At 44.2% G+C, this 25,606-nt stretch carries 24 protein-coding genes, 1 pseudogene and 1 other annotated feature; of the genes and pseudogenes, 12 read left to right on the forward strand and 13 right to left on the reverse strand.

From position 1 onward, the window contains the following. Both B9A22_RS09615 and B9A22_RS09620 read left to right on the forward strand, forming a co-directional pair. The coding region (locus B9A22_RS09615; RefSeq protein WP_281252383.1) for a group II intron maturase-specific domain-containing protein at positions 1-255 on the forward strand (255 nt) is incomplete at its 5' end. 250 nt (positions 256-505) lie between these two features. Beyond that, positions 506-1,177, forward strand: coding sequence for a transposase (locus B9A22_RS09620; protein ID WP_245823947.1), 672 nt, complete (start codon positions 506-508; stop codon positions 1,175-1,177). A gap of 192 nt (positions 1,178-1,369) precedes the next feature. Here B9A22_RS09620 and B9A22_RS09625 read toward each other — a convergent pair whose 3' ends face one another. Continuing rightward, positions 1,370-2,752, reverse strand: coding sequence for a sensor histidine kinase (locus B9A22_RS09625; protein WP_084575523.1), 1,383 nt, complete (start codon positions 2,750-2,752; stop codon positions 1,370-1,372). Positions 2,753-2,883: 131 nt separating this feature from the next. On the opposite strand from B9A22_RS09625, the gene B9A22_RS09630 reads away from it, so the two are divergent. Then, positions 2,884-3,690 carry a LytR/AlgR family response regulator transcription factor gene (locus B9A22_RS09630; protein WP_084575524.1) on the forward strand — a complete coding sequence of 269 codons (807 nt, stop codon included), beginning with the start codon at positions 2,884-2,886 and terminating at the stop codon, positions 3,688-3,690. Between the two features lie 184 nt (positions 3,691-3,874). Here the strand turns inward: B9A22_RS09630 and B9A22_RS09635 are convergent, their stop codons facing one another. The 3 genes from B9A22_RS09635 to B9A22_RS09645 all read right to left on the reverse strand — a co-directional run bounded on the left by B9A22_RS09635 (position 3,875) and on the right by B9A22_RS09645 (position 6,067). Then, entirely contained in the window at positions 3,875-5,230 is a 1,356-nt protein-coding gene (locus tag B9A22_RS09635; protein WP_084575525.1) for a radical SAM/SPASM domain-containing protein, read from the reverse strand. Continuing rightward, on the reverse strand, positions 5,230-5,568 hold the full coding sequence (locus B9A22_RS09640; protein ID WP_084575526.1) for an NHLP leader peptide family RiPP precursor: 339 nt from the start codon (positions 5,566-5,568) through the stop codon (positions 5,230-5,232). Before B9A22_RS09640 ends, B9A22_RS09635 begins: the two co-directional genes overlap by 1 nt. Positions 5,569-5,734: 166 nt before the next feature. Beyond that, positions 5,735-6,067, reverse strand: a complete 333-nt coding sequence (locus B9A22_RS09645; RefSeq protein WP_084575527.1) for an NHLP leader peptide family RiPP precursor — start codon at positions 6,065-6,067, stop codon at positions 5,735-5,737. Positions 6,068-6,626: 559 nt separating this feature from the next. Between B9A22_RS09645 and B9A22_RS25810 the strand changes: the two genes are divergently transcribed. Both B9A22_RS25810 and B9A22_RS25815 read left to right on the forward strand, forming a co-directional pair. Continuing rightward, a complete protein-coding gene (locus tag B9A22_RS25810; protein WP_217805919.1) occupies positions 6,627-6,992 on the forward strand; it encodes a reverse transcriptase N-terminal domain-containing protein in 366 nt (121 codons plus the stop codon). Positions 6,993-7,029: 37 nt separating this feature from the next. After that, positions 7,030-7,884 carry a reverse transcriptase domain-containing protein gene (locus tag B9A22_RS25815; RefSeq protein WP_245823948.1) on the forward strand — a complete coding sequence of 285 codons (855 nt, stop codon included), beginning with the start codon at positions 7,030-7,032 and terminating at the stop codon, positions 7,882-7,884. Between the two features lie 664 nt (positions 7,885-8,548). Here the strand turns inward: B9A22_RS25815 and B9A22_RS09655 are convergent. Beyond that, on the reverse strand, positions 8,549-9,571 hold the full coding sequence (locus B9A22_RS09655) for a branched-chain amino acid aminotransferase (RefSeq protein ID WP_084575528.1): 1,023 nt from the start codon (positions 9,569-9,571) through the stop codon (positions 8,549-8,551). A gap of 185 nt (positions 9,572-9,756) precedes the next feature. Further along, positions 9,757-10,006: a binding site (T-box leader), on the reverse strand. Between the two features lie 313 nt (positions 10,007-10,319). Between B9A22_RS09655 and fliB the strand changes: the two genes are divergently transcribed. Continuing rightward, entirely contained in the window at positions 10,320-11,429 is a 1,110-nt protein-coding gene (gene fliB / locus B9A22_RS09660; protein WP_084575529.1) for a flagellin lysine-N-methylase, read from the forward strand. A gap of 126 nt (positions 11,430-11,555) precedes the next feature. On the opposite strand, the gene B9A22_RS09665 is transcribed toward fliB, so the two are convergent. Both B9A22_RS09665 and B9A22_RS09670 read right to left on the reverse strand, forming a co-directional pair. Beyond that, a complete protein-coding gene (locus B9A22_RS09665; protein ID WP_084575530.1) occupies positions 11,556-12,020 on the reverse strand; it encodes a chemotaxis protein CheX in 465 nt (154 codons plus the stop codon). Next, entirely contained in the window at positions 12,017-12,436 is a 420-nt protein-coding gene (locus B9A22_RS09670) for a bacteriohemerythrin (RefSeq protein ID WP_084575531.1), read from the reverse strand. The genes B9A22_RS09665 and B9A22_RS09670 overlap by 4 nt, the downstream gene beginning before the upstream one ends. A 385-nt stretch (positions 12,437-12,821) precedes the next feature. Here B9A22_RS09670 and B9A22_RS09675 point away from each other — a divergent pair, with 385 nt between their 5' ends. The 6 genes from B9A22_RS09675 to B9A22_RS09700 all read left to right on the forward strand — a co-directional run bounded on the left by B9A22_RS09675 (position 12,822) and on the right by B9A22_RS09700 (position 21,111). Beyond that, entirely contained in the window at positions 12,822-14,240 is a 1,419-nt protein-coding gene (locus B9A22_RS09675; RefSeq protein WP_084575532.1) for an aldehyde dehydrogenase family protein, read from the forward strand. Between the two features lie 39 nt (positions 14,241-14,279). Beyond that, positions 14,280-15,497 carry a PucR family transcriptional regulator gene (locus B9A22_RS09680; RefSeq protein ID WP_084575533.1) on the forward strand — a complete coding sequence of 406 codons (1,218 nt, stop codon included), beginning with the start codon at positions 14,280-14,282 and terminating at the stop codon, positions 15,495-15,497. A 181-nt stretch (positions 15,498-15,678) separates the two neighbouring features. Continuing rightward, the gene (gabT, locus tag B9A22_RS09685) at positions 15,679-16,998 is read left to right on the forward strand and encodes a 4-aminobutyrate--2-oxoglutarate transaminase (RefSeq protein WP_084575534.1); all 1,320 of its coding nucleotides are present in this window, start codon (positions 15,679-15,681) and stop codon (positions 16,996-16,998) included. A gap of 95 nt (positions 16,999-17,093) precedes the next feature. Continuing rightward, positions 17,094-18,503 (forward strand): amino acid permease, encoded by a 1,410-nt coding sequence (locus B9A22_RS09690; RefSeq protein WP_084575535.1) that lies wholly within the window; start codon positions 17,094-17,096, stop codon positions 18,501-18,503. Positions 18,504-18,689: 186 nt separating this feature from the next. Next, the gene (locus B9A22_RS09695; RefSeq protein ID WP_245823928.1) at positions 18,690-20,408 is read left to right on the forward strand and encodes a LytS/YhcK type 5TM receptor domain-containing protein; all 1,719 of its coding nucleotides are present in this window, start codon (positions 18,690-18,692) and stop codon (positions 20,406-20,408) included. After that, the gene (locus B9A22_RS09700) at positions 20,383-21,111 is read left to right on the forward strand and encodes a LytR/AlgR family response regulator transcription factor (protein WP_084575536.1); all 729 of its coding nucleotides are present in this window, start codon (positions 20,383-20,385) and stop codon (positions 21,109-21,111) included. Before B9A22_RS09695 ends, B9A22_RS09700 begins: the two co-directional genes overlap by 26 nt. A 68-nt stretch (positions 21,112-21,179) precedes the next feature. On the opposite strand, the gene B9A22_RS09705 is transcribed toward B9A22_RS09700, so the two are convergent. The 6 genes and pseudogenes from B9A22_RS09705 to B9A22_RS09730 all read right to left on the reverse strand — a co-directional run bounded on the left by B9A22_RS09705 (position 21,180) and on the right by B9A22_RS09730 (position 25,575). Continuing rightward, positions 21,180-22,646 (reverse strand): DASS family sodium-coupled anion symporter, encoded by a 1,467-nt coding sequence (locus B9A22_RS09705; RefSeq protein WP_245823929.1) that lies wholly within the window; start codon positions 22,644-22,646, stop codon positions 21,180-21,182. A gap of 20 nt (positions 22,647-22,666) precedes the next feature. Then, the gene (locus B9A22_RS09710) at positions 22,667-22,849 is read right to left on the reverse strand and encodes a hypothetical protein (protein ID WP_084575538.1); all 183 of its coding nucleotides are present in this window, start codon (positions 22,847-22,849) and stop codon (positions 22,667-22,669) included. Positions 22,850-22,873: 24 nt separating this feature from the next. After that, positions 22,874-23,403, reverse strand: a pseudogene (locus B9A22_RS09715) (2-oxoacid:acceptor oxidoreductase family protein). A 2-nt stretch (positions 23,404-23,405) separates the two neighbouring features. Further along, complete coding sequence (locus B9A22_RS09720; RefSeq protein ID WP_084575539.1) at positions 23,406-24,224, reverse strand: thiamine pyrophosphate-dependent enzyme; 819 nt, start codon at positions 24,222-24,224, stop codon at positions 23,406-23,408. A gap of 18 nt (positions 24,225-24,242) precedes the next feature. Further along, the gene (locus B9A22_RS09725) at positions 24,243-25,373 is read right to left on the reverse strand and encodes a 2-oxoacid:acceptor oxidoreductase subunit alpha (protein ID WP_084575540.1); all 1,131 of its coding nucleotides are present in this window, start codon (positions 25,371-25,373) and stop codon (positions 24,243-24,245) included. A gap of 13 nt (positions 25,374-25,386) precedes the next feature. Continuing rightward, positions 25,387-25,575 carry a 4Fe-4S binding protein gene (locus B9A22_RS09730; protein WP_084575541.1) on the reverse strand — a complete coding sequence of 63 codons (189 nt, stop codon included), beginning with the start codon at positions 25,573-25,575 and terminating at the stop codon, positions 25,387-25,389. Positions 25,576-25,606 lie beyond the last annotated feature (31 nt).

Genomic DNA, 25,606 nt, shown 5'->3' on the forward strand with positions numbered 1-25,606 from the left:
CACAAGAATATGCATACCGAGATAAGAGACCTTGTTAAGCAGGCAAACGCCAAACTAATTGGCCATTTTCGCTATTACGGTATTACTGACAACCTCCAGCGAATCAAAGCATTCCGATATGTCGTAAGGCGCAACCTGTTTAAGATCCTCAATCGAAGGAGCCAGAAGAAGAGCCTGAACTGGGATGGGTTTGCAAAGATCGAGGAGCGATTCCCACTTGCTAAGGCAAGAATCTATGTGAATATATATGGCTAACTGTAAGTGAACGCTGTGGAAGAGCCGGATGCCTTAATAGGGCCCGTCCTGGTTCTGAGAGGGGGGCCGCCGTGAGGTAGGCCTCTACTCTACTGTGTTTCCCCCTTTGTTTCTGTGATATAAGATATAATAAGAGGAAAAGCGTTAAAGTAGGTGAGTAAAATGCCGCGAACTGCCCGGAAGAAAAGTAATAGCGGAATATATCATATAATGCTACGAGGAATAAACAGACAAATTATATTTGAGGATGATGAAGAATAGAGTCAAGTTTATTGATACTCTAAAGCATTATAAGCAGAAATGTGGGTTTAACATTTTTGCCTATTGCCTTATGGATAATCATGTTCACCTTATTATAAAAGTGAATAACGAGTCGTTGGAAAGCGTAATGAAACGAATAGGAGTAAGCTATGTTTATTGGTATAATTGGAAATACAAACGATCTGGTCATTTATTTCAAGATAGATACAAAAGTGAAGTAATCGAAGATGATAGTTATTTATTGTCAGTAGTACGATATATACACCAAAACCCTATAAAAGCAAATATCACGCCTGTTATAGGCGAGTATCCATGGAGTAGTTATAGCGAATATATAGGGCATCCTCGTATAGTGGATACAACTTTTGTTCTTAAGATATTGTCGCAAGACATTGAAAGGGCAAAAGAAATATTTGTGGATTTTATGAATGAGCAAGGAGCAAAATTTTTTGAAGTAAAGAACAAACCTAGATTAACGGATGAAGAGGCAAAACAAATTGTGAAGCAAGTGTTGGGAATTATAGAGACTAGTGAATTGCAAACTATGGAAAAAACAAAAAGAGATGGATATTTAAGACAGCTTAAAGCAAGTGAAGGGGTATCAATCAGACAAATAGCGCGAATAAGTGGACTTACATTTAACATTGTAGTTAAAGCCTAGGAAACGGAAGAACCGTCCCTTTGTATCCCTTTGTATCCTCCAATTAGGTAGCTGCCTGGTCAGACGGTTTTTAAAATGCGCTCACCCTCCCGGGTATCGCTTGTGTTTTTTCTGCTGGTGAGCGATTGTCAAAAATTGATCCCAAAGATTATTCGCAAGAGAGTTCTTTATATTCTAGAAAGTTTAAGTTCATCAATTTCCCTTTGTCCTTTTTAAAATACAAAAAGAGATCGAAGTACCACTGCCAACCTGACTATGTATGCGAAGGCCACTGCCATATAGCCCCATCAAGCGTTCATGTACATTAGCAAGACCAATGCCAGAATCGTTGTCCCTTTTGTGAGGTGCAAGAAGGTCGGCCTGTTTTTCCTCTGTAATGCCAGTACCGTTATCGATTACTTCAAACAAATAACAATCCGCTTCTTCTTTAGCAACTATTTTAAGCGTGCCGCCTGTTACTACCGGCGCCAAACCATGGCGAACCGCGTTTTCCGCCAGGGGCTGGAGGGTAAAAGGTGGCAAGCGGCAGGCGGTAAAATCGCCTTCGACTTCAAACTCGGTCTTTAGTCGCTCTTCCATCCGGGCTGATTCAATGGACAAATAAGCGCGTACAAGCTGCAATTCGTTTTCTAAATTGATTTGTTCAGTATGCAGTTTAAAGGCACCCTGTAAATATACTGAAAGATCACCTATCAGGCTATAGGCTTGTTCAGGCTGCTTCCTGCAATAATAAGCTATAGTGCTAAGGGTATTGTATAAAAAATGTGGTTTAATTTGCGCTTGCAGGGTTCGCATTTTTTCCCGCTGGACTTCCTGTTTGCGTAAGTCTGCCTCATAGCTGGCGACTAATTCTTTCTCTCTCATTAGCTCCCGGTTCTTTTGCTCTAGCTCCTCTTTACCCTGGGCAAGGAGGGAAACCAGCCGGTCTTTTTCCCGGTCAAGGGCAAACCGTTGGCGCTCCATGGTAAAGGTCATATAAGAAACAACAAAACCCACCAGATTCGCCATAATAAAGACTGCATAGATACTGGCAAACCCAAAGTAAGCTGGTGGTTGTTTCATGCTGGAATAAATGTAGATAAAGCCAGTAGTAAATAGAAGTGGCGGCAGAGTACGAAAATAAAGATTCTGCTGCGGCAGCACGATATACATCATAATAACCAAGCCCAAATGGAAGATAGAACCGGTGTAGTATGTAGTAGGCCTAGTTGTTTCCGACAAAAGCATCATCGGCACCAAGAGCAGCATCCAGACGAACAGAAAAACATCGTAGGTTTCATAACGGGGACGATGACGATGTTTATACAACCATATCCCCAATGCTAGTGTAAATAATGTAACAAAAGCCCGCAAGCCAATAAGCAGAAACACGGTGTAAATTGAAGCGGCGGATATCCCTAAGTCATAATATTTGACTATCAAAATATCGCCCCAAAATGTAGAAAACAATAACCCCACAATAATGAAAATGGATATTGCGCCGGCATAACTATCCCTACGCCAGCAGTTGGCGCGATATTCTTGTTCTTGTGCTGCCGATAATTGCCATTCTGGGCGTTGCAGATAAAAACTCATCAGCTCTGCCTTCTTTCAACAAATAAATTTTAATCAACGCAAGGACTTTTCACTACTTACTAGAGAATATACAAATATTCGCCAAATACTGGCGATTTCCTTGAAACTGGAGTCAGCGGGAGGAGACTTACTTGCTACAGGTTGTCCTGGTTGATGATGAACGCTGTGTTTTGGAAGAGCTGGCTTATCGGCTGGAAGGTCAAGTCGAGATTATCGGAAAGTTCACCAGTTCGTTTGCAGCCCTGGAAAGATTGGAAACTCTGTCGCCGGATGCCGTATTTTTAGATATTGAAATGCCTGGATTAAATGGTTTAGAAACGGCAGCAGAAATAATGTCGCTGCTGCCGGCAACCGCCATCATATTTGTTACGGCTTATAGTCATTATGCGGTAAAAGCCTTTGAGCTAAATGCCATTGATTATCTGGTCAAACCGGTACAGCCTGAGCGCCTGAGCAAGACACTGGAACGCTTGGCACATCGCTTGGCTGATGGTCAAAACGCTATTGAAGAAAAAAAGCTAAAAGCTTTTCTGAAAACTTCATTAGCCGCTAGCTGCTCGGAGAAAATAGTATTGTGGCAAGGCAAAAGCATGGAGATTATAGCGATGGAGTCAATTGCAGGCTGTTTCGTAACCAAAGGGGAGCGGACAGTTCGAGTGATGGCTGGAGGTAACATTTACCATACCCATGGAAGCCTACACGATTTTGTAGAAAAAATTCAAACTGGCCTTTTATTACGCTGCCATCGCAGTCATTATCTGAATCCGCGCTTGCTTGTCCGCCTTAAGCAAAAAGAAGATAAGACTATGAACGCCTATCTTGAGGGATACCCGGAAGCGCTACCAGTCAGCCGTGCTTACCGCCACTCAGTGTTAAAAAGTTTTAATGGCAGGGCTCCGATTGAGGAACCCTCTTATTCGGAGGAGAAAAAACAATAACTCCTGGAACAAGAAGCCAACCAATTGCCAAGCCTTGGGCTATTGGTTGGCTTCTTGATTCAAGTGTATTATAACTTCCCGGCAGTAGCCGACATTGAAGCCCCACTTTTTGCTAACGGTTATGCCCAGGACTTCTCGGTATCGATGTATATCAGGTGGTGGCCAATGCAATACTCCCGCTTTTTTAGACTTGATCGACTAGTGACACCGTCAATTTCTGAAAGCGTTGCAAGTAGTTCTTCTTATATATTTCACAACTGTCAGGGTCTTTAGACCTTAACTCACCGTTTACCATCACAGCCGCAGCCCGGCAGCCGGTGCCGCATATCTTGAATTGTTCGCAGGTGGCACATTCGCTAACGGTTGCCAAGATATCACTTTTTTTCAGGTCAATAATCGATCGCAAAGTTGATTGCGACCATATTTTCGAAAAAGATTCGTTTAACAAGTTCGGCATTTCTGCGTAACTAACCGTATCCGTAAAACCGGGGCAAGGGATGACCGTACCGTCGGGCAGGACCGAAGTCTCCACTCTACAGGCTGTACAGTCATAACTGCCAGGAGTAAACATTTCCTGATTATTGGTTTTCCACGCTTTAGTAAAACTGGCCAATTGCAAGGAAAATGGTTTTCCATCCTGTAGCCAGCGGGCCGCAATTGGTGCGCTGGCTGTCATCAGCTCCTCAAGACTCAGGGCGGTGGCAGTTCGCCGCCAATCCCCGATCTTTTGCGGAGAACCGACCCGCCAGGATTTAATATCAAGTTGCTTCATTAAGGCATAGGTTTCAGGCAATGCGCCGATATTGGTCCGGTCTACGCTGGTAGCGATAGTAACCGGAAAACCATGGGCGCGCAGCCGGCGGATAGCCTGCACGGTAGCCTGTTCAATCCCCCTTAGACCGCGCATCCCATCATGGGTACCGCAACCGTCAAAACTGATCTGGAAATGTGGTAAAAACCCGAACTCTTTGATTTTACCCAATATATCATCTGTGATTAAAAGCCCGTTGGAATAAATTTGAGACACAGCTATATGGTTATCCCTCAATGCTGACATAATCTCCGGCAGATCCTGCCGCAGAAAGGGTTCCCCACCAGTTAATTCCACTTGGTGAACATTGGCTCTGACAAACTGGACGATCATACCCAGAATATCCTTCAAGGGAAGCTCGCCGTAGCGTCCTTCAGGACACTCCATAAAACAATGACGGCATTTCAGATTACACAGTCCGGTTACCGCCCAATGAATACTTTTTACATAGGGATTATCAGCCCGCCGGTATAACTGGTAAGCTGCTGGAGTATCTCCCTGAGCGCATTCCTCCACCATTCCCCTTTTGATCATTTTATCCAGTAAATCATTATGCTGGGGAAGCACGTCAATGGAATGAAAATCCGTTAGCCCATCACAAGCCTGGGCAACAAAGAAGGCTTGCTCCGACAGACTGCGACAATCGCCGTTCGTCCAATTAATAATTGTTCTCGGTTCATCACTCCACCCCCGGAGCAGCCAGTCTTTTGTTAATTTGGCATAACGCATTAACCCCACGCTGGGTTAAGGCCACAATACGGCGGATTCTTGGCAAAACCACTATTACAATTTGGCACAGACCCCCCGGCAACTTGGTCCAGCTCATCATGGCTTAGGGTTTCAACCGGAATACATGGTAAGACTATTACCAGCGTCGATGCCGGTTGTTCTATAACTTTGACCTCCAACTCCGCGGGCAGCTTTACGCCGGACTCCTTATCAATTTCCTGTTGTACCACTTTTTTCGGGTTTTGGATCAGTTCCCTACGGAAGGTCTCATCGGTCACCGCCTTCGCGATTAATTGGGCCTCAAATTCCTTCCATGTCGGTTTTTTCTGTTCATTCATTATTTACACCTCTATTATTTGTCCTATTCTGTAATACGTTAACCTTCATTTCCAATTATTCAACATTTAACGATATTCCGTACTAGCTGTCAAGATATGTGTCCCAGCCTCCCCTCAAATCAGTTTCCATACACAATCCTTAGTTTTTTTGTTATAACGTTCCTTCTTACCAACAGAACGAACACCCAGGCAGCGACTTGGCAAGACCATTGTCACACGATGCGGCTCCTCCTCCCCCGGCGATTTGGTCCAGCTCACTGTCGCTTAGGGTTCCGACTGGCACGCTTGGTAAAACTATTATCAGCGTAGTGGCTGGCTGTTCCACAATTTTGACTTCCAAGTCAGCGGGCAGCTTTACACCAGACTCCTTGTCAATTTCCTGTTGCAGCACTTTTTTTGGGTTTTGGATCAGTTCCCTACGGAAAGTCTCATCCTTTAGCGCTTTCGCAATAATTTGAGCCTCAAATTCCTTCCATGTTGGTTTTTTCTGTTCATTCATTGGCTTACACCTCCATTATTAGTCCTATACTGTATTAGGTTAAATCTTTTATTTATTGCTCTTTAATTCTGCGGGTCCTTTACCCCCGTCCACCACATTGTAATCGCTACAATCTAAAACTACCGATATTATGCTTTTTATTATAACAAATTGGACTTACACGTACGATTTGCATACACGAAACGTCTTTTTTTCAACACGAAATGCACAAAGAAAAATAGTCTTTATGTCCAACTTTCTCGCTTGAAATAAATAGCCACTATTTTTACTTAATAAAAAGAAGAACTCCTGGTAAAATTTCCAATGATTTGGCAGGATTTCTTCCTTGTTCGCCGTTAAGCATGATACGGAGAACCGTATCGTGCGACCCGTTCCTCCGAAACTTGGGTGGCAAAAGCCATTCATGGGGATGGAGGGGAGGCCGGTGTGAGGAGACTTTCCTCACGTCTGGCCTGACAACTTGATACTTGATGTTGGGTGAGAATAATCATTCAATTCCCAACCCCTGAGGTAAACAGGGTAATTTGGAAGGTAAAGTTTGAGTAGGAGTCAACAAGTTATGAGCACGGCCTCAAAACCGATGTATGAATGGAAGACCATCCCATGGAAGAAAGTTGAAAGGGCAGTCTTTAAGCTCCAAAAGCGCATTTACCAAGCCTCTGAGCGTGGCGATGGAAATACGGTTCACAAACTGCAAAGACTGCTAATGAAATCCTGGTATAGCCGACTGCTTGCCACAAGGAGAGTAACACAAGATAACCAGGGGAAGAAAACCCCTGGAATTGATGGAGTTGTTGTGTTAACCCCAAAAGAAAGAATCAAACTGGCAGAAAGCCTGGAGTTTAACCAAAGCCTGAACCTGTCCGGCGGGTATATATACCAAAACCGGGACAAACCGAGAAGCGCCCGCTACGGATACCAGTAATTCGGGATAGGGCGCTGCAAGCAGTAGTCAAACAGCTATTGAACCCGAATGGGAAGCGAAATTCGAAACGAATAGTTATGGATTCCGGCCTGGACGTGGTTGTCACGATACCATACAAGCCATCTTTACCGGTATAGTACATCAGCCTAAATACGTCTTAGATGCAGACATTGCCAGATGCTTTGATATGATTGACCACCGGTCTTTGCTAAATAAATTGCAGACATTTCCCAAAATGAGAACCATCATAAAACAGTGGCTGAAGGCAGGAATCATAGACAAGAACGTTTTCCAAAAGACTAACACCGGGACGCAGCAAGGCTCTGTGGTATCTCCCGTACTGGCCAACATCGCCTTACATGGACTCGAAACTGCTATAATAAGCAACACTTCCAAGTGGGCTATCATTGATGATAGAAAAGTGAGTTGGACGCCCAAAGTCATCTGTTACGCGGATGACTTTGTAGTGCTTCATCGAGATTTGCGGGTACTTGAGCAGCTCAAGCAGAGGGTATCAGATTGGTTAGCCGATATGGGGTTAAGCCTTAAGCCAGAGAAGACCCAAATTACCCATACACTGCAGGGGCCTTCAGGTGCAAAACCGGGGTTTGATTTTCTGGGATTTACCATTCGCCAGTATCCGGTAGGAAAATACAACGGCGCTCCAAAGCAAATAATCTTTAAAACATTGATCAAGCCCAGCAAGAAAGGTGTTCAGAGACATCTGGAACGTTTGCGTGAAATAATTGATAACCACAAATCTGACGGTCAAGGTAAGCTAATAAACACGCTTAACCCGATTAGAGGATGGTGCAATTATTACTCCACCGTGGTATCCAAGCAAACATTCTCAAAAGCCAATTACGCAACCTTTCAAATGCTGTGGGCCTAGGCAAAACACAGGCATCCAGATAAATCGAAAAAATGGATTTATTGCCGATACTGGAAACGCTGGAACGGAAAAGTCGAATTTAAGGCAGACGACACAGATAAGCTGCTAAATCATCATGAAACGCCAATTCGCCGCCATGTCAAGGTGCGAGGAAACCGTAGTCCGTTCGATGGTGATTGGATATATTGGGCAACGCGAATGGGAAGACATCCAGAGATAAATGACAAGCTTGCCGGTTTATTAAAGAAACAGCAAGGTAAATGCGCTCATTGTGGATTATATTTCAAGGAAGAAGATATATTGGCGATTGCCAATAAGAAGATAGCTTTAACGGGAAAGAACCGTTATCGAATGGAATCTAAGCTTCTTCATAAACATTGTCATGATAAAGCGACTACAACTCATCTAAAGATAGTCGGAGGTACCGAAAGATACGGCCAAATTACTGAGGAGCCGAGTGATGGGAAATCATCATGCTCGGTTTTGGAGCCGAGTCAACGGGGTGACCCGTTGACTTAGGTTAACATTAGTAACGGCGAAAAAAGGACTGAATCCTTGGCAGAGGTTTCAGTCCTTTTGGCTTACCTTCTAAGATCGTCAGAAATTTTACCAGCCGTGAGAAGAACGTCGACTGCAGTATCTACAGCTTTCAAGGAGAAAGTATTTAGACTCTAACAATCCAACCGGCTGGCTCCTCCAAATCACCGAATTGAATACCGCAAAGAGTGTTGTACAGTTTGGTAGTATTTGGACCAACTTCCGTTTCACTATGGAAGACATGGAATTTATCTTTATATTGGATACCGCCAATTGGAGTAATAACAGCCGCAGTTCCGCAAGCACCCGCTTCTTTAAACTCATTTAGATTATCAATCAAAACGTCCCTCTCTGCCACTTTTAGGCCTAAATATTCTTCAGCTAGATAGAGAAGGGAATATTTCGTAATACTTGGCAAAATCGAGGGTGATTTTGGTGTGATAAATTCATCATCCCACGTAATACCAAAGAAATTGGCTGAGCCGACCTCCTCGATTCTTGTATGAGTCAATGGGTCAAGGTAGATACAATCACCAAACCCGCTTTTTTTCGCCAAATGATAGGAGTACAGGCTTGCTGCATAGTTACCGCCTACTTTGGCAGCCCCTGTTCCGTAGGGAGCTGCCCGATCAAAGTCGGAGACAATAAAATTAACAGGTGTCATACCGCCTTTAAAATACGGGCCGACAGGGATGCAGAAAACAGAAAATAAATATTCCGGAGCTGGACCAACACCAATATTATCTCCTACGCCAATTAGTAATGGTCTAATATATAGAGTGGCACCGGAACCGTAGGGAGGAACATAGGCTTCATTGGCTCGTACCACCTGTAATACGGCTTCTACAAATTTATCTTCGGGAATTTCTGGCATTAACAGACGTTGAGCGCCGAGGTTTATCCGTTTGGCATTTTCATAAGGCCGGAAAAGTTGGATATCCCCATTCTTTGTTCTATAGGCTTTTAATCCTTCGAAACACTGTTGTCCATAGTGCAATGCGGTAGAGGCCTCGCTGATTGAGAGTTTATTATCAGTTACAAGTTGGCCATTATCCCATTTGCCATCTTTCCAGGTAGAAACATAACGAAAGTCTGTTTTTATATAACTAAAACCTAAATTATCCCAATCGATATTTGCTAGTTTACTCATAATTATGCACCCTCTCCTAAAAACATTATTATTTGGCTAATCCATCATCGGCAGGATGATAATGAAAAAACCTCACGCCAGGCTTTGAAGTTTGACAAGCAAAATCAAACCAAGTTTTCCAAGTAACTCATGGCCATACCCCCTATAAAAATAAAAAAACTCTTGCCCTTCAAGTCAAATAGACTTAAAGGGGCAAGAGATAATCCTCGCGGTACCACCCTTTTTACAGATATAACTATCTGCATCTCTCATCAGGTCAAACAACCCTAGCAGAATAACGACTGCACTCCTTACGGAGCTGAGACCGGCGCAGCTTACTTTGCAGTTCAGCTTTGCTGTTCAGGAGCGACGTTTGCATTCCCATCGTACCGATTCACACCACCCACCGGTTCTCTGAAACGACATAGAGCGCAAGTTCTCCCTCATCACATTTACCATATTAAGTTAAAGTGTAACTTTGTTTATTTAACTATACGCTTATAGTTGTATTCTGTCAATAAAAATTATATTTTTTTACACAGGTGTCTTGTAAGTATGCGCTTAGTCGTTTGATGGATAAATTTGCACGATTAAATTATGCCACCTTTTGTGAGGTAAGGCAACAGAAGATATAAGAGTACGGTTCGTGCTGTTTCCTACAAAGATACAGGGCAGAAGGAAACAAAGAAAGCATATGGAACTAGTTACCTGTAACATATGTTTTCAGAAAGAATAAGCAATATCTTGGAAGATAATAGAAGGAGGAAATATGATTGGTTCGCATGTTAGAGCCTTCAGGTGCCGTGCCTGTGGCTACTGTTGTTATAGAAATAAAGTATGGGATTCATACCTTGCAGTTGATGAAGTCACTCTTGAAAAAATCGCCAATGAGGGAATTGACGATATCGAAAGAAATATTACGATAAGCCAAAATCATGTAAGACAGTTAAAATGTACTGGCAATCAATGTTCATTTCTAAATAAAAGCAATTTATGCGATATAAATTTCAAATATGGTTACGAGTATTTGCCTGATGCCTGTAAAACCTATCCGCGAATAATCGGTTTAAGTACACGTGGAATTGAAATTTCGCTAATCTTTGTTTGCCGTGAAGCAATTAAAACAATTATTAGCCAAAACAGAATCAGTTTCAGTGAGGAAGAGATTAGCGGGTTAATACGTCCTAATATCTACCATTATGAGCTTTCCTCTACAGATGAATACGACATGCAACGCATAAAAAAGTACTTTGAGTTTTTACCAAATGCCATAAACGGTTTGCAAAATAGATGTTTGCCATTAAAAAAACGGCTGCTCATTTTAGGTGAAGAATCTCTTCGAATGAGTGAATATGCGGAAAGTGTAAACTTCTCAGAACCGAGTATAAGGGATTCATTAGGAAGCTTTCATGAAATTATACTCAGTAGAACATATGAAGCGGATAATGATTATACCGGACAGTACATCGATAACTTAAGGAAAATTCGCTCCATTATAGATGATAAAACTTTTTCCTTGTCGGAATACCAGAACATCAAGGAAACGTTTATTGATAGAGAATATGACAAATATGAATATATATTAGAGAACTATTTAGTTAACTTTATGACTACTAACATATATTTTTTTAATGGATCGGCCTTCGGCTATACTATGATGATGATTTTATTATCTTCGATTCAGTTATTTATGGCGGGGTTGGCTGCGTTCTATAGGCGTTCCCTGGATGAGGAAATAATAATATTAGCCATTCAAACCGTAGATACGGCATTCTTTGGCCATATTAATTGGTTTTCAAATAAAATAACTGATATTATTAAACAGCATGGAATGTATGATTCTACAAAAATGGCCGTAGTGCTAGGACAAGTATTGTAGTTCTTTCAAGTGGAGGACACAGTCTGCTGTCCCTTTAGTATCCCTTAATTACAGTAACTTTAGAAAAAGAAATGCAACAAAGTGGTGTCACCTTGTTGCATCGGTCCTCGTATTCATCTCTCTGTATTACTTGTTTTCGCCAATGGCAAAATTTAATCTTATACCACCTATTGATGTGTGCAACGGAATCGTTAAAGTTTGCTCTGTATCAAGAGCAGTAGAATTATTTTCCCGAATAACGATTTGAGGTGGCAGTATATCGCAGTGATAATTTGCCTGGGAAAGGTATGTAACGGCATTACCGCTGATGATATTAGACACCTCTCCTAACGCCGAAGTTACAAAACTGTCTAATTTATGCATCTCCATTCCAGACATTATTTTCACGATTTCTAGCGTAGTACTCTCAGGGAAACTGAAAAGTACAGAACCAGAAATATCTCCAGTCAGCTTAATGGCTACAGTCACTTCGTTTTCCGATATCAAATCCTTTTTTGCTGCTAACGAGCTTTTGGTAATCTCTAAATCCAGCATTAGTTTAAATACGTCTTTAAGTGCTTGAAAAAATGGATTTACAAATTCTGCTTTCATGACTTACCAGCCTCCTGACCGATGTATTGTGCCATTTTTAGATCATCGGCCACTACATGATTGATTAACCACGTCATTAGTTTCCCACCCAATTGCTGCACTAACTCTTCATTATAGCCCTCTGTTGCAAAGGTTTCAGCATACTTACCGATCTCTCGCTTAAAATCTTCATGGATTTTCCGGTGTCCTTCATGGTTAGGGTAGTTAATTTCTTTTTGATATGCTTCCTCATAGTCAAAATGAATAATGACGTAGCTTTGCATAAATTCCATGGTTTCTTTTATCTGGCTAAGTTTCTCTTGCCACGGATCTTCCTGGTGAAGTAATTTTACAAACTGGGATACTCTGTAAAAAAGTTCTTCATGCTGTTCGTCTATTGTTCGAATTCCTATTTTGTACTTTTCTTTCCACATCATTAATTTATTCTCCCCTTTCAATATATACTGTTATAATTATTTGTTAATAATTATAACAGTATATATTAGCAATGTCTAACTAAAATAGTAAATAAAGGATACATGAGCCGAAGCGATACGGAATTAAGCGGAAGCCGTAGGGAGGGTGCCTATATTGAATGTGAGATATTCACAAATTAAAATTAATTAATTGTGAATATCTCACAAGGAGCTTTCGTTGACTGGCCGGGAAAAGTTTGTTATTCTGAAACTGTCATAGTAATTCCGGTAAGGAATGATTAGTCAATGAAGACTGGAATGTAATGTAGATTGATATGCATTACATTCCAGTCTTCATTGCTATGCAGCACAATTCAATTTTTAATCTGGAGAGGGAGGTAATATCATGCAAGAATATGGTTTATTTATTGATGGAGCCTGGAATGTAACCGAGGAAAAAATTAGTGTAACCAACAAAGCCACCGGTACAGAGATCGCCCGTATTTCGGCAGCTGGCGAGGCTGAGGTGAAAAAAGCGGTTGATGCTGCTGAAAAAGCTTTTAAGACTGTAAAGCTAGAGCCTTACAAACGGTATGAAATATTGATGAAAGCCAGTCAACTGCTCAAACAGAAGCAAAAGCAAATGGCTGAATTCCTTTCCCAGGAAGTGGGGAAGCCGCTGAAGGAAGCAATGGCTGAGGTAGCACGAGCCGAGCAGACTCTCATCCTTTCTGCCGAAGAAGCAAAACGTATGACTGGCGAAATGGTGCCGCTGGCAGGTGCGCCAGGCTGCGAAAATCGCTGGGCATTTACTATGCGGATGCCTGTAGGAATTGTGTGTGCCATTACCCCGTTTAATTTCCCCCTCAATTTAGCTTGTCACAAGATTGGACCGGCTTTAGCAGCAGGAAATACGGTGATATACAAACCGGCTACAGTAACACCTTTATCGGCAGTATTATTATGCGAAATTTTTGCCGAAGCAGGGCTGCCTGCTGGCTTTCTGAATCTCTTGACAGGATCAGGCTCTAAACTGGGTAAGCTATTGACCGAAGAGGAACGGATTGGCTTCTACAGCTTTACCGGCAGTCCGTCTGTCGGCAAAGATTTGCTAAAGAATGCAGGGTTCCGTCGTGTAGCACTCGAATTAGGTTCTAACTCGGCCAACATCGTCCATCATGATACTGACATCGCCGCAACTGCCGGGTTATGTGCCAAATATGCGTTTGCGAATGCAGGTCAGGTGTGCATATCTTGTCAAAGAGTATATGTTCATCGCAGTGTGTACAATGAATTTTGCGATCAGGCAGTAGCCTATGCTCAGAAAGTAGTTATGGGTGATCCACTTGATCCTGCCACAGACATTGGTCCTATGATTAGTGAAGAAGAGGCAGCCAGAACCGAAGAATGGGTCAAAGCGGCAGTTGCCCTGGGAGCCAAGGTGCAGACAGGCGGCAAACGGCGCGGCGCCTGGTTTGAACCTACCATCTTAACCGATGTCTGCCCTGATATGAGTATCGTTTGCCAGGAAGCCTTTGCTCCTATTTTTTCTATTATCCCTTATGACACAATTGAGGAAGCCATTGCTATGGTGAATAATTCTGTATATGGATTGCAGGCCGGTGTGTTTACCAATTCTTTAGAAATCGCCCGGTTATGTGCCATGAAGATTGAAACAGGCGGGGTTATCGTCAATGATGGTGCAACCTTTAGAACAGATAACATGCCTTATGGGGGCATCAAGGAAAGCGGTATTGGCAGAGAAGGCCCACAGTATGCTGTAAAAGAGATGACAGAAGAAAAACTAATTGTTTTTAAATTTTAGCGAGTAGACCGAGTTCAAACCGAGAGGAGGCTGCCAGTTATGATCAGTTGCCAGGAAATATGTACTTTACCTTCTTTAAAAAAGCTTACACTTGTTGCGGGAAAATCCGGTTTGGACCGTAGGGTGCGTTGGGTGCATTTTCTCGATCTGCCTGATGTAATTCCCTGGGTACAGGGAGGCGAGCTGCTGATTATCACTGGCATCGGTTTGAATGGTGAAGTGCATAAGCTGAAAGATATTGTGCGCGGCATTATCAGGAAAAAACTAGCAGGCATTATTGTTAATGTCGGGCCCTATATCAAAGAGGTTCCTGCTGAGGTTATTAGTCTGGCAGATCAGGCAAATTTCCCGGTTTTTGAACTACCCTGGGAGGTAAAACTTGTCGAGGTTACCGGTGACATATGCAGACATATTATTATGAAACAAACCGAGGAACGATCCATCAACGATTTTTTGGAGCAGTTATTGTTTCGTACCTCGGCCGACCCGGAAGAAATCCTTCAGCGGGCAGCTTATTATGGCTATGATTTGACGAAACCTTATCAAATAGCCATTGTTAGTCCTGCCCGCTTACTCGAATTTATCCAAAGTCAAAAACCAAAGGCTGAAAAAGACCTGGTTGCCCTTAAAATACGTTTTGAGCAAATTGTCCGTGATGTTCTAGCAATACACAATCAAAAGATCCCAGCCATGCTGCGGGTTGATGATGTTATCTTACTTATGCCCTATGAGGATAATACTACAGGATCACGTCAAAACAGTGAGCTTTTAACAGCAATATTGGAGAGGCTTGCTGCTAAAATACCAGGCTTAGCAGTTGCTGCCAGTTTGGGTGGCAGATTTGAGGGTCTGCAGGATGCCAGGCGAAGTTATATTCAGGCCACTAAGGTTCTGCGTTTTTCTGCGCATCAAACTGCGGCTAAGCCAATCTATGTCTATGAACAGTTAGGTATCTACAAGCTGCTCTTTGAGATGGAACCTGACAAACTGGCTGCTTATCATCAGGAAGTCATTGAACCGCTCCATGACTATGATGCCAAGCACAACATGGAATTGGTGTCCAGTTTGTTTGTGTATTTCGAGGAGAATTGTAATGCTGTCAAAACGGCGAAACGCCTGTTTGTTCATCGTAACACGCTGGATTACAGACTAAAAAAGATTGAGGAAATCTCCGGGAGAAACTTGAGCGATCCCTATGATCGCTTGACTTTGCAGTTAGGGGTTATTGTCGGCAAACAACTGGGCAGCGAGCTATGAATAGTTCACAAAGCTGGACATAATAGTTTGTGAAGTGCTCACATAGACGCACTATCGTGCATCTGGTACTATTTGACTATAAACAAAAGCTGAATAGTTCATTTAGCAACGGCGCTGAATGTATATCGTACCGATATATACTCAGCGTTTTTGATTATTCATACCAGGGAGGCACATTATAATGAGTAATACACAAGGAAAGTCGGCAGCGCTGATACAGAGAAAAAACAATGCAGTTCCCCGGGGAATTGCCAACTCTACAGGAGTATTTGTGGAAAAGGCCAGTGGCGTTGTCATTACCGACGTCGAGGGCCGGGAGTTTCTAGATTTCTATGCAGGTGTAGGAGTTCTGAATGTTGGTCACTGTCCCGAGCCAGTGGTCAACGCCATAAAACAGCAGGCAGACAAATTACTTCATTCCTTTTTTGCCATTGCCATGTATGAACCTTATGTAGAGCTAGCAGAAAAATTGAATTCGCTAATGCCTGGTTCCAGTTTGAAGAAGACCATGTTTGCCAATAGTGGCGCCGAAGCTGTCGAGAATGCAGTGAAAATTGCGCGGCATGCAACCAAACGAACAGGCATTATTGCTTTTGAAGCTGCTTTTCATGGACGCACTTTTATGACTATGAGCCTGACTAGTAAGGTAAAACCTTATAAATATGGATTTGGGCCTTTGGCCTCGGAGATTTACAAGGTTCCTTCCGCCTACTGCTACCGCTGCCATTATTGTTCTACCTATCCGGAATGCGGCATGCACTGTCTGGAAAACTTCGAACGGTTTTTTACAGCGGAAATCGACGCTGAGCATATTGCCGCCATGATTATCGAGCCTGTACAGGGAGAAGGCGGATTTATCGTACCGCCGCCGGAATTCTTGCCAGGACTCAAGGCCATTTGCGAGAGTAAGGGGATCTTGCTTGTTGCCGATGAGGTCCAAAGCGGTTTTGGCCGTACTGGGAAAATGTTCGCTGTTGAACACTGGGGGGTAGAGCCGGACATCATGACTACGGCAAAATCAATCGCTGCCGGTGTTCCCCTAAGTGCGATTACAGGCAAGGCAGAATATATGGATGCACCAGATGCCGGAAATATTGGCGGCACCTATGGCGGTAACCCGCTGGCCTGTGTGGCTGGGTTGGAGACAATCAAATATATTGAGAACCATAAGCTTTGTAACCGGGCTGAAGAAATTGGCCGCACAACTATGGCAAGGCTGAAAGCCCTGCAGGAACAATGCCCGATGATTGGTGATGTAAGAGGCATTGGTGCCATGATCGGCATTGAGATGGTTAAAGACCGGAAAACCAAGGAACCAGCCAAAGATATTACAGCTAAGGTAGTGAAATATTGTTTAGAGCAAGGGGTCATGTTAATCAGTGCCGGTATTTTCAGTAATGTAATTCGTCTGTTGATTCCGCTGGTAGTTACTGACGAGCAACTGGATCGCGGTATTACCGTGCTGGAGCAAAGTATTCTGCGTGCTGCCGCCGAAAACTAATTTAACAAAATAGCTGCAAGCAAAGACGCTTGTCGACAACCGTAAAGGTTGTTGGCAGGCGTTTTTTTATATAAAAACAAGAGGAGGCGAGTAAATTGAAAGCAAATACGCTACACCTGGAAAAAGAAAATCTTAAAAAAGATCTCAAAGACAGGCATATACAATTGATTGCTATCGGTGGTGTTATTGGTGTTGCTTTATTTATGGGCTCTGCGCAGGCAAGTAAGATGGCAGGTCCAGCTCTTACGTTGGCGTACGCCATCGGCGGTGTTGTCATGTATTTCGTATTGCGGGCCCTTGGTGAAGTTGCTGTAGAAAACCCGGTAGCATCATCGTTTGCCGGTTATGCCAGAGTTTTCTGCGGACCGTTAGTCTCGTTTATAACTGGGTGGAATTATTGGTATCAATGGGTTGTTTTGGCTATGTGCGAAATTTCAGCCGTAAGTATGTACATGAAATATTGGGCGCCAGACCTGGCGCAGTGGATACCGGCACTCATCTGTCTGGGTGTTATTATGGCTGTTAACCTGATTGCAGTCAAATATTATGGGGAAGTTGAATTCTGGTTTGCTTTAATCAAGGTTGTTACTATTGTCGCTATGCTGGTAGTTGGTTTTGCAATGATTCTTTTTGGGTTTGGTAACGGTGGGGTGGCAATTGGTTTTTCTAATCTATGGACTCATGGTGGTTTTATGCCTTTTGGCTGGACCGGTGTTGCTATGGCCTTGGTTATGGTCGTGTTTGCTTATTCCGGCGTGGAGCTTATTGGGATCACAGCCGGCGAAGCGGCTGATCCTGAGCGCTCGCTCAAATCGGCCATTGATAAAGTGTTCTGGCGGGTGCTGATTTTCTATGTTGGATCCATGGTGGCTATCTTATCGATATTCCCCTATGAAACCCTGCCGAAAGGTGTTAGCCCCTTTGTAATGATCTTTGAAAAGGCAGGCATTCCTTATTCGGCTTCGATTATCAACCTGGTCATTCTGTCTTCGGCAGCCTCTTGCCTGAATAGCTGCATCTATGTTTGCGGACGGATGCTTTATGGTCTGGCACTACGCAATGAGGCTCCTGCTTTTCTCGGTAAGCTTTCTGCCAGCCAGGTTCCTGCTAACGGTATTCTGTTTTCCGGTGCGTTTTGTTTGATTGGCGTTTATTTAAACTATATCTCGCCTGACAACGTTTTTTATTACATGTCAGCCATCACGACAACCGGTTGTATGTGGACCTGGTCGTTAATTATGTATATTCAGTACAAGTGGCGGAAAAGCCTGACCAGTGAGCAAATTGCCAATCTGAAATATCCTATGCCGTGTTATCCATATGCTAATTATGTGGTTGGGGCATTTATGCTTGCGGTGACGCTCGGAATGGGGTATGACCATGATAATCTGGTAGCATTATATGTTGCCCCTGTCTGGTATGCTGTTCTGTATATCCTTTACCGGTTATTCAGAATCGGTGACGCACAACAAAGAGCGGATTTGAGTATCCGTACTGAATGGTAAATAATCCAGTAACAATGAACCAAAGCCTCAACCCTTGCGCAGTGCAGGCGTTGGGGCTCTTTGTTCGGAAGTGGAGGCCTGCAACAGAGTCTTACCAAATCTTGCAACACCTTGAAATGAGGTGCTTGCAGGATTTTTTTTAATTTTAAAGAAGTCTATTCTTTATTTTATGTATGGAGGAATCCTGTGGATTTTTTGAACTTGGACATTGTTTTAAACTTGTTGGGGGACATGGCATTAATAGCGCTGGTTGCCTATTTACTTGGCCGAAGCAGGTTTATTGCCAGCTGTGTAAACCTGCCAATGAATATAAGGCATTGGTTTGTTTTAACCGTTATTTTTTCCATACTATCCATCCTGGGGACCTATAACGGAATTCCGATTGAGGGTGCCTGGGCTAATACGCGGCTCATCGGTACTCTGATGAGTGGCATTATGGGAGGCCCGATAGTTGGGTTCAGTGTTGGCTTGATAAGCGGCTTCCACCGGTATCTGCTTGGCGGCTTTACCGCCGAGACCTGCGGCGTCGCCACAGCGTTGGGGGGGCTATTTGCGGGAATAATGCGCCAGAAGATCGGGCTCAACAATATGACTTGGAAAACAGCCGGGGCCATTGCGCTGGTGGCAGAATTAATTCAGAAAGTAATGGTGTTGGTTTTTGCCAAACCTTTTGAAGCCGCCTGGGCGATGGAGAAGATAATCGCTATACCGACAACTCTTGTTTCAGTCCTGGGAACAGTCGCTTTTATGCTTATTATTAAGGATATTCAGAGCCAGCAGGAAGCTCATGCCGCGAAAGCCGCCGAGCTGTCGCTGCGGACTGCCAGTAAAACGCTGCCTTACCTTCGCCATGGTTTAAACAGCCGGTCGGCAACCGAAACGGCAAACATTATTTACGAACTTACAAAAGTAGATGCTGTTTCCATTACTGACCGGGAAAAGATATTGGCTTATATCGGTAAGGGGTCAGATCATCACCGTGCAGGTGAGCCTATACTTACGCAATCTACCAAACGTGCGGTCGCGGAGGGGACACTCGCTGTTATTCACACCCACGAAGAGCGTGGCTGTCCTGTTCCGGATTGTCCCTTGCATTCAGGAGTTGTAGCTCCGCTTATTGCCCAGGGGGTTGTAGTTGGTACCATTAAATTATCGCGGATGCAAGCGGGCGGAGTAAACGAGATGGATATTCAGCTTGCCCGGGGTATTGCCGAGTTGTTGTCGGTTCAGATTGAACTGGCAGAGATTGATGCTCAGAAAAAGATGCGGGAAAAGGCCGAATTGAAAGCACTAAGAGCGCAAATCAATCCTCATTTTTTATTTAATACGATTACTATCATTATGTCGCTTTGCCGTACCAGTCCGGAAACGGCACGAAATTTGCTTGAGCATTTGGCGATAATCATGAAATACAGTTTTGCCAAGCATGACGATTTTGTAACAATTGAAGAGGAATTAGAAAAAGTACAATCCTATCTGGAAATTGCCAAATCACGTTTCGGGTCACGTCTTGCGGTAACATTTGATATCGAAGCAGCTGTTTTGAAAACGCGTATTCCTGTTTTGTCTGTGCAGCCTCTGGTGGAAAATGCTATTCAGCATGGTCTTTTTCCCAAGCTTTCAGCAGGTCAGCTTGTAATTAAAGCCTGCCGGGAGGAGGATTTCGTCCAAATATCTGTCTTTGATAATGGTGTTGGCATAGAACCGGCAATAATCCGACAGCTATTTTCCGCCGATACGGAAGGGATCGGTGTGCAAAACGTACATCAACGTCTGAAAGGGATATACGGTGATGCGTATGGCCTGCGTCTTGAAAGCCAGCCAGGCAGCGGTACGTGGGCAATCATTAGAATACCTTATACAAGAGAGGTGGAAGTCTATGAAAATGAAAGCCATTGTAGTTGATGATGAAGCACTGATCTGTGATGAAATCGAATATCTCTTGAAAAAGGAAGCAGACATCGACGTTGTTGCGAAATTTTCAAACGCGTTTGATGCGTTGGCTCATATTAGTCAAACAACATGTGATTTGGTTTTTCTGGATATCAAGATGCCGGGGATATCCGGACTGGAGTTAGCGCAAAAGTTAACCCAATTGCACCGGCCGCCGCTGTTAGTCTTTATCACAGCGTTTCCGGAACATGCGCTGGAGGCATTTGGAACCTCGGCAGTAGGCTATATTACAAAACCCATTACCCAAAGCAGCCTGGCCAAAGTGCTGGAAAAAATCCGGTCCATAGTTCAGAGGACAATTTTGCCGGAAAAACCTTGTACTGCAAAGATTTGTATTCTTAGGAACGGTAAAATTATTCCGCTGGATAAACAGGAAATTGTTTTTATCTATGTTCAAAATAAAGATGTTTTCATTCGCACGAAAGACGGAGAATATGTTGCTACTCTGGCCATGCAGGAAATAGAAAAAATATTAGCTGAACCGAATTTTTACAGGGTGCATCGTCAATATTTGGTTAACTTGAATAAGGTTCTGGAAATAATCCCGTGGTTTCATGGCTCCTACCAGCTCCGCATGGATGATTTCAAAGCAGAGGAAGTACCGGTCAGCCGGAATAAAGTCAAGGAATTAAAAACGCTGATGGGCTTGCGATAAGAGGATAAAGAAAAATCTGCCGATAAACTTGTATCGGCAGATTTTCTTTAGATATCCGGTTATATTAGCTAGACTAAACCGAGCCACTTCCAATAAGTTGCCCCCATCAACAGAATCAGGAGATAGGCAATGATGGTTAAAGGAATACCGGTTTTGATAAAATCCTTTACTTCAAAGGTTTCGGTTCCATACGCGATCATATTTTGTGGTGCGTTTACCGGTAAAATGAAGCCAAAGCTGACAACATACTGAAGAATCATGGTCAGTCCGACGATATTGATGCCTGGTGTTTTGACGCTTTGGAGGATGGAGATAACGATAGGAATCATGGCGGCAGCTAAAGCGGTAGCGCTGGCAAAGCCAAGATGGACAATAATCAGGAAGGCGGCCAAAACTGCCAGAATTGTTAAAGCAGGCATGGCTTGCAGACCAATAGTGCTCACGATAATCTTGGCCAGCCAGGCGGCGGCTTTAGTGGACAGTAAGGCAGATCCAAGGCTTATACCCACACCAAACAAGATAATGGTACCCCAGTTAATCTTAGGCTGAGCGTCCTTCCAGTTCATGACGCCAATCCCGGGCAGCAGCATGAGGGCAATGGCAACAATGGTCGTTGTTGAGGTATCAAAGTTATGCAGAATTTTCTCAGTCGCCCACAGGAACAGGAGGGTACAGGACATGCACAGCAATTTTTTCTCGGCGGTTGACATAGGTCCCATTTCTGTAAGCAGGCGTTTTACCGTCTCGCTGCCGCCGGCAATTTCATTGGTTTCCGGTGGCATAAGTTTCATGAGGACATAATAGAGGATTACCGACATAATTGCCGAGAAGGGAGCGGCGGCAATAAACCAGTCAATCCAGGAAATATCAACTCCTAACTGGGATTTTATAAAGCCAACGGCGATCATGTTTTGTGCGGCCGCTGTTTTAATGCCCACATTCCAGAGGCTGTCGGCTTGCGCTGTTGCGATCATCATTACTGCTGCAAAGCTGCTTTTTTTGTTAACACCGAAGGCGGATATGATGCCCATAACGATGGGAACCATGCATGATACCCTTGCGGTAGTGCTGGGGACGAAGAAGCTGAGAATAAAGCCGACAATAATAACTCCGATTAATACGCGATTGGTTTTGGCGCCAATCTTGGATAGTACAAATAAGGCAATTCGTTTATCAAGCCCGGTTTGGGTCATGGCCACAGCCAGGAATAAAGCACCTGCGACCAGGGCAAACGCCGTGTTGCTAAAACCACCTAGCGCCATAGTGAGCGCCTTGCTTGTCCCTAAGATAACTTTCGGGTTGGCTACATCCGGCGCTGTGCCAAGCAGAACTGACATTAAACCCATAATGACAGCGGCGCTTACCGGGTAGGAAATTGAGTCCGACATCCAGACAATAACGGAAAACAATAAAATTCCGAGCATTCTGTGACCTGCAGTTGGTAACCCTTCCGGTGTCGGCAGGGCCAGAATGCCTAGCAAAACCAGGAATCCAAGCACTAAGCCATAGCGTTTAAAAAAAGACTCGTTTTGCACTGTTCCATCTCCTTTTATATTTATGTTGTATTTTTACCACCTGCTTTAGCAATTCGCCGAACAGGTGTAGACTCGCTGGGTATTGCCTCTAAAGAATGAATAATCAGTCTTTTCGAGATAAAAAAGTAAACACATTTCTTCATTGATGTTAGCCGGAAATCAGTCCGGGTTAGTTCCCGGACTGTATATAATTCCGTTTCCATACAGGGTAATCCTCTTGGGAGGGTTTACTGTTCTGAAACTAAGGACATGCCCAATTCCAGTGCTTTTCTGTTTGCCTCTTCGGTTCCTTTGGGTACACGCGCCAGTACGGCTTCTTCCAGCGCACTGCGGCTAACAGCTTTGGTGAGTTCGGCAATAGCCCCCAGGGCAACTATATTTGCAAACAATTCGCGGCCCAATTGCTCTTTAGCCACTTGGGTAATCGGCACTGAGTAAACCTGTTTAAGGTTATCAGGCACTTCCTTGACAAAGGTGCTGTCGACAACAACGATACTGCGGCTGTTAAGGTCTGAGCAATATTTAATAAGTGCTTCCTGGGTCATAGCCAGCAAAAAATCAGGGCTTAACACTTTGGGATAACGAATAACCTTATCGCTGATAATGACTTCAGATTTGCTGGAACCGCCTCTTGCCTCCGGTCCATAGGACTGGGACTGAATGGCTTCCTTGCCATCTCTGATCGCCGCTTCTGCCAGGATAATACGGCTAATATTAAGCCTTGTCCGCCGGAACCGCTTAATCGAAACTGCAACATGATTATTCCCTGCCCCCCATCGCCTGTTTGATTACCTTCTGATATTCGGTTACATATTCAGGTGCTTCTGCCTGATGCAATACACCGATAGTAAACTTATCAGCCAACTGTTCGGGAGTCAGTTTGGACACAGCGTCGATCATAATGGCATGATCCCGCTGCCATCTGATCATGTTTGCCGGGGAACCCATCTTGTTCTGGCGCCCGAAGGAAATCGGGCAGGCGGTAATTGCTTCAATAAGCGAAAAGCCTTTATGAGCAAGACCTTTGGCAATTACGTCTGCAAGCAGTGTGGCGTGGAAAGTGGTTGCCCGGGCGATGAAGGTTGCGCCGGCGCCTCTGGCAAGCTCGCACAAATCAAACGGTCTATCGGTATTGCCATAAGGAGCCGTAGTAGCTTTGCCCATATGCGGGGTTAAAGGTGAAAACTGACCGCCAGTCATGCCATAGATGTTGTTGTTGAACACAACAACTGTTATGTCCAGGTTACGGCGGGCTGCATGGATGAAGTGGTTGCCGCCAATCGCGGTAGCATCCCCGTCTCCGGTCAGCACAATTACGTGATGATCCTGTTTTACCAGCTTTACGCCGGTAGCGAAAGGAATGGCGCGCCCGTGCGCTGTATGCAGGGTATCAAAGTTAAGGTAGCCGGAGGCGCGGGAAGAACAGCCAATGCCGGATACAATAGAGGTTTTATCCTGGTCTAAGCCTAGTTTATCAATGGCCTTGACTACCGCTGCGGTTACAATCCCATTGCCGCAGCCTGGACACCAGATATGCGGAAGTTTAGGCCGGAAATATTTTTCAATTAGTTTTTCCATTACGATGTTCCCTCCTTATTATCGGGCTGCTTTAATAGCTGCCAGAAGTTCGTCGGGAGTAATGGGTTCATTGTTCCATTTTGCCAACGAAACGACATTGGTTTTAGCGCAAACTATCTGGCGAACTTCTCCTACATATTGTCCATAATTCATTTCTGCCACGATAATGGTTTTTACTTTTTGGGCTATAGTGCTGATTTGCTTCTCAGCCATTGGCCAGATGGTGATTGGCCGGAATAGGCCTGCTTTTATTCCCTGTTCGCGGGCGCTTTCAACCGCTGCGTATGCGCTGCGTGCAGTACCGCCGAAAGCAATAACTGCAACTTCCGCATCTTCCAGCTGGAAATCTTCGTATTTTACGATATCATCCACATGATTCTTTATTTTGGTATGTAACCGGTCAATCACTTCGTGGGTAACTTCATTGCTGCCGGTAGGAAAGCCAGTATAATCATGAATTAGGCCGGTGGTGTGGAACCGGTAGCCTTCGCCGAAAGCAGGCATGGGTGGTACGCCATCTGCATCAGGTTTGAAGGGCAGGAACTCACCAGGTGGTAGGGTTGGCTTTTTCCGGCCGATGACGGTTACTGTATCCATATCCGGCATAACGAACTTTTCCCGCATATGCCCAACAATTTCGTCAAGCAGCAGTACTACCGGCGTACGGTATTTTTCGGCAAGGTTAAAGGCCTCTACCGTTACATGAAAACATTCCGGGACACTTGACGGGCTAAGCGCAATCACACCTCTGTCGCCATGTGAGCCCCAGCGGGCTTGCATGATGTCGCCCTGTGCCGGGGAAGTGGGTTGTCCAGTACTGGGGCCGGTACGTTGTACATTTACAATAACACAAGGCACTTCAGCCATTGACGCATAGCCGATTAACTCCTGTTTTAATGAAAAACCGGGGCCGCTTGTCGCGGTCAGCGATTTCGCCCCTGCCAGAGAACCACCGATAATCGCAGCCATACTGGCAATTTCGTCTTCCAGTTGGATAAACGTCCCTCCGACTTGCGGGAGTCTTTTGGCCAGTGTTTCTGCTACTTCTGTCGAAGGAGTAATAGGATAGCCGGCAAAGAACCGGGCTCCTGCCGCCAGTGCGCCTTCGGCACAAGCATTGTTGCCTTGCATTAGTATTGCTTTTGCCATAATTCTATTCCTCCTACTTGTTTTTGGTTACGAAGATCGCATAGTCCGGACAGCGCAGTTCACACTGACCACATGCAATACAGTCCGTTTCGCGGGCGACGTTGATTTTACCCATTTCATCGAGTTCAAGGACTTTCTTTGGGCAAAACTCTATGCAAATGCCACAGCCTTTGCAGCGGGTTATCGTGGTTAATAAGGGCATATCCTGTCACCTCCTGTCAATTCACATCATA

The sequence above is a fragment of the Sporomusa malonica genome (assembly GCF_900176355.1).
Lineage (GTDB): Bacteria > Bacillota > Negativicutes > Sporomusales > Sporomusaceae > Sporomusa > Sporomusa malonica.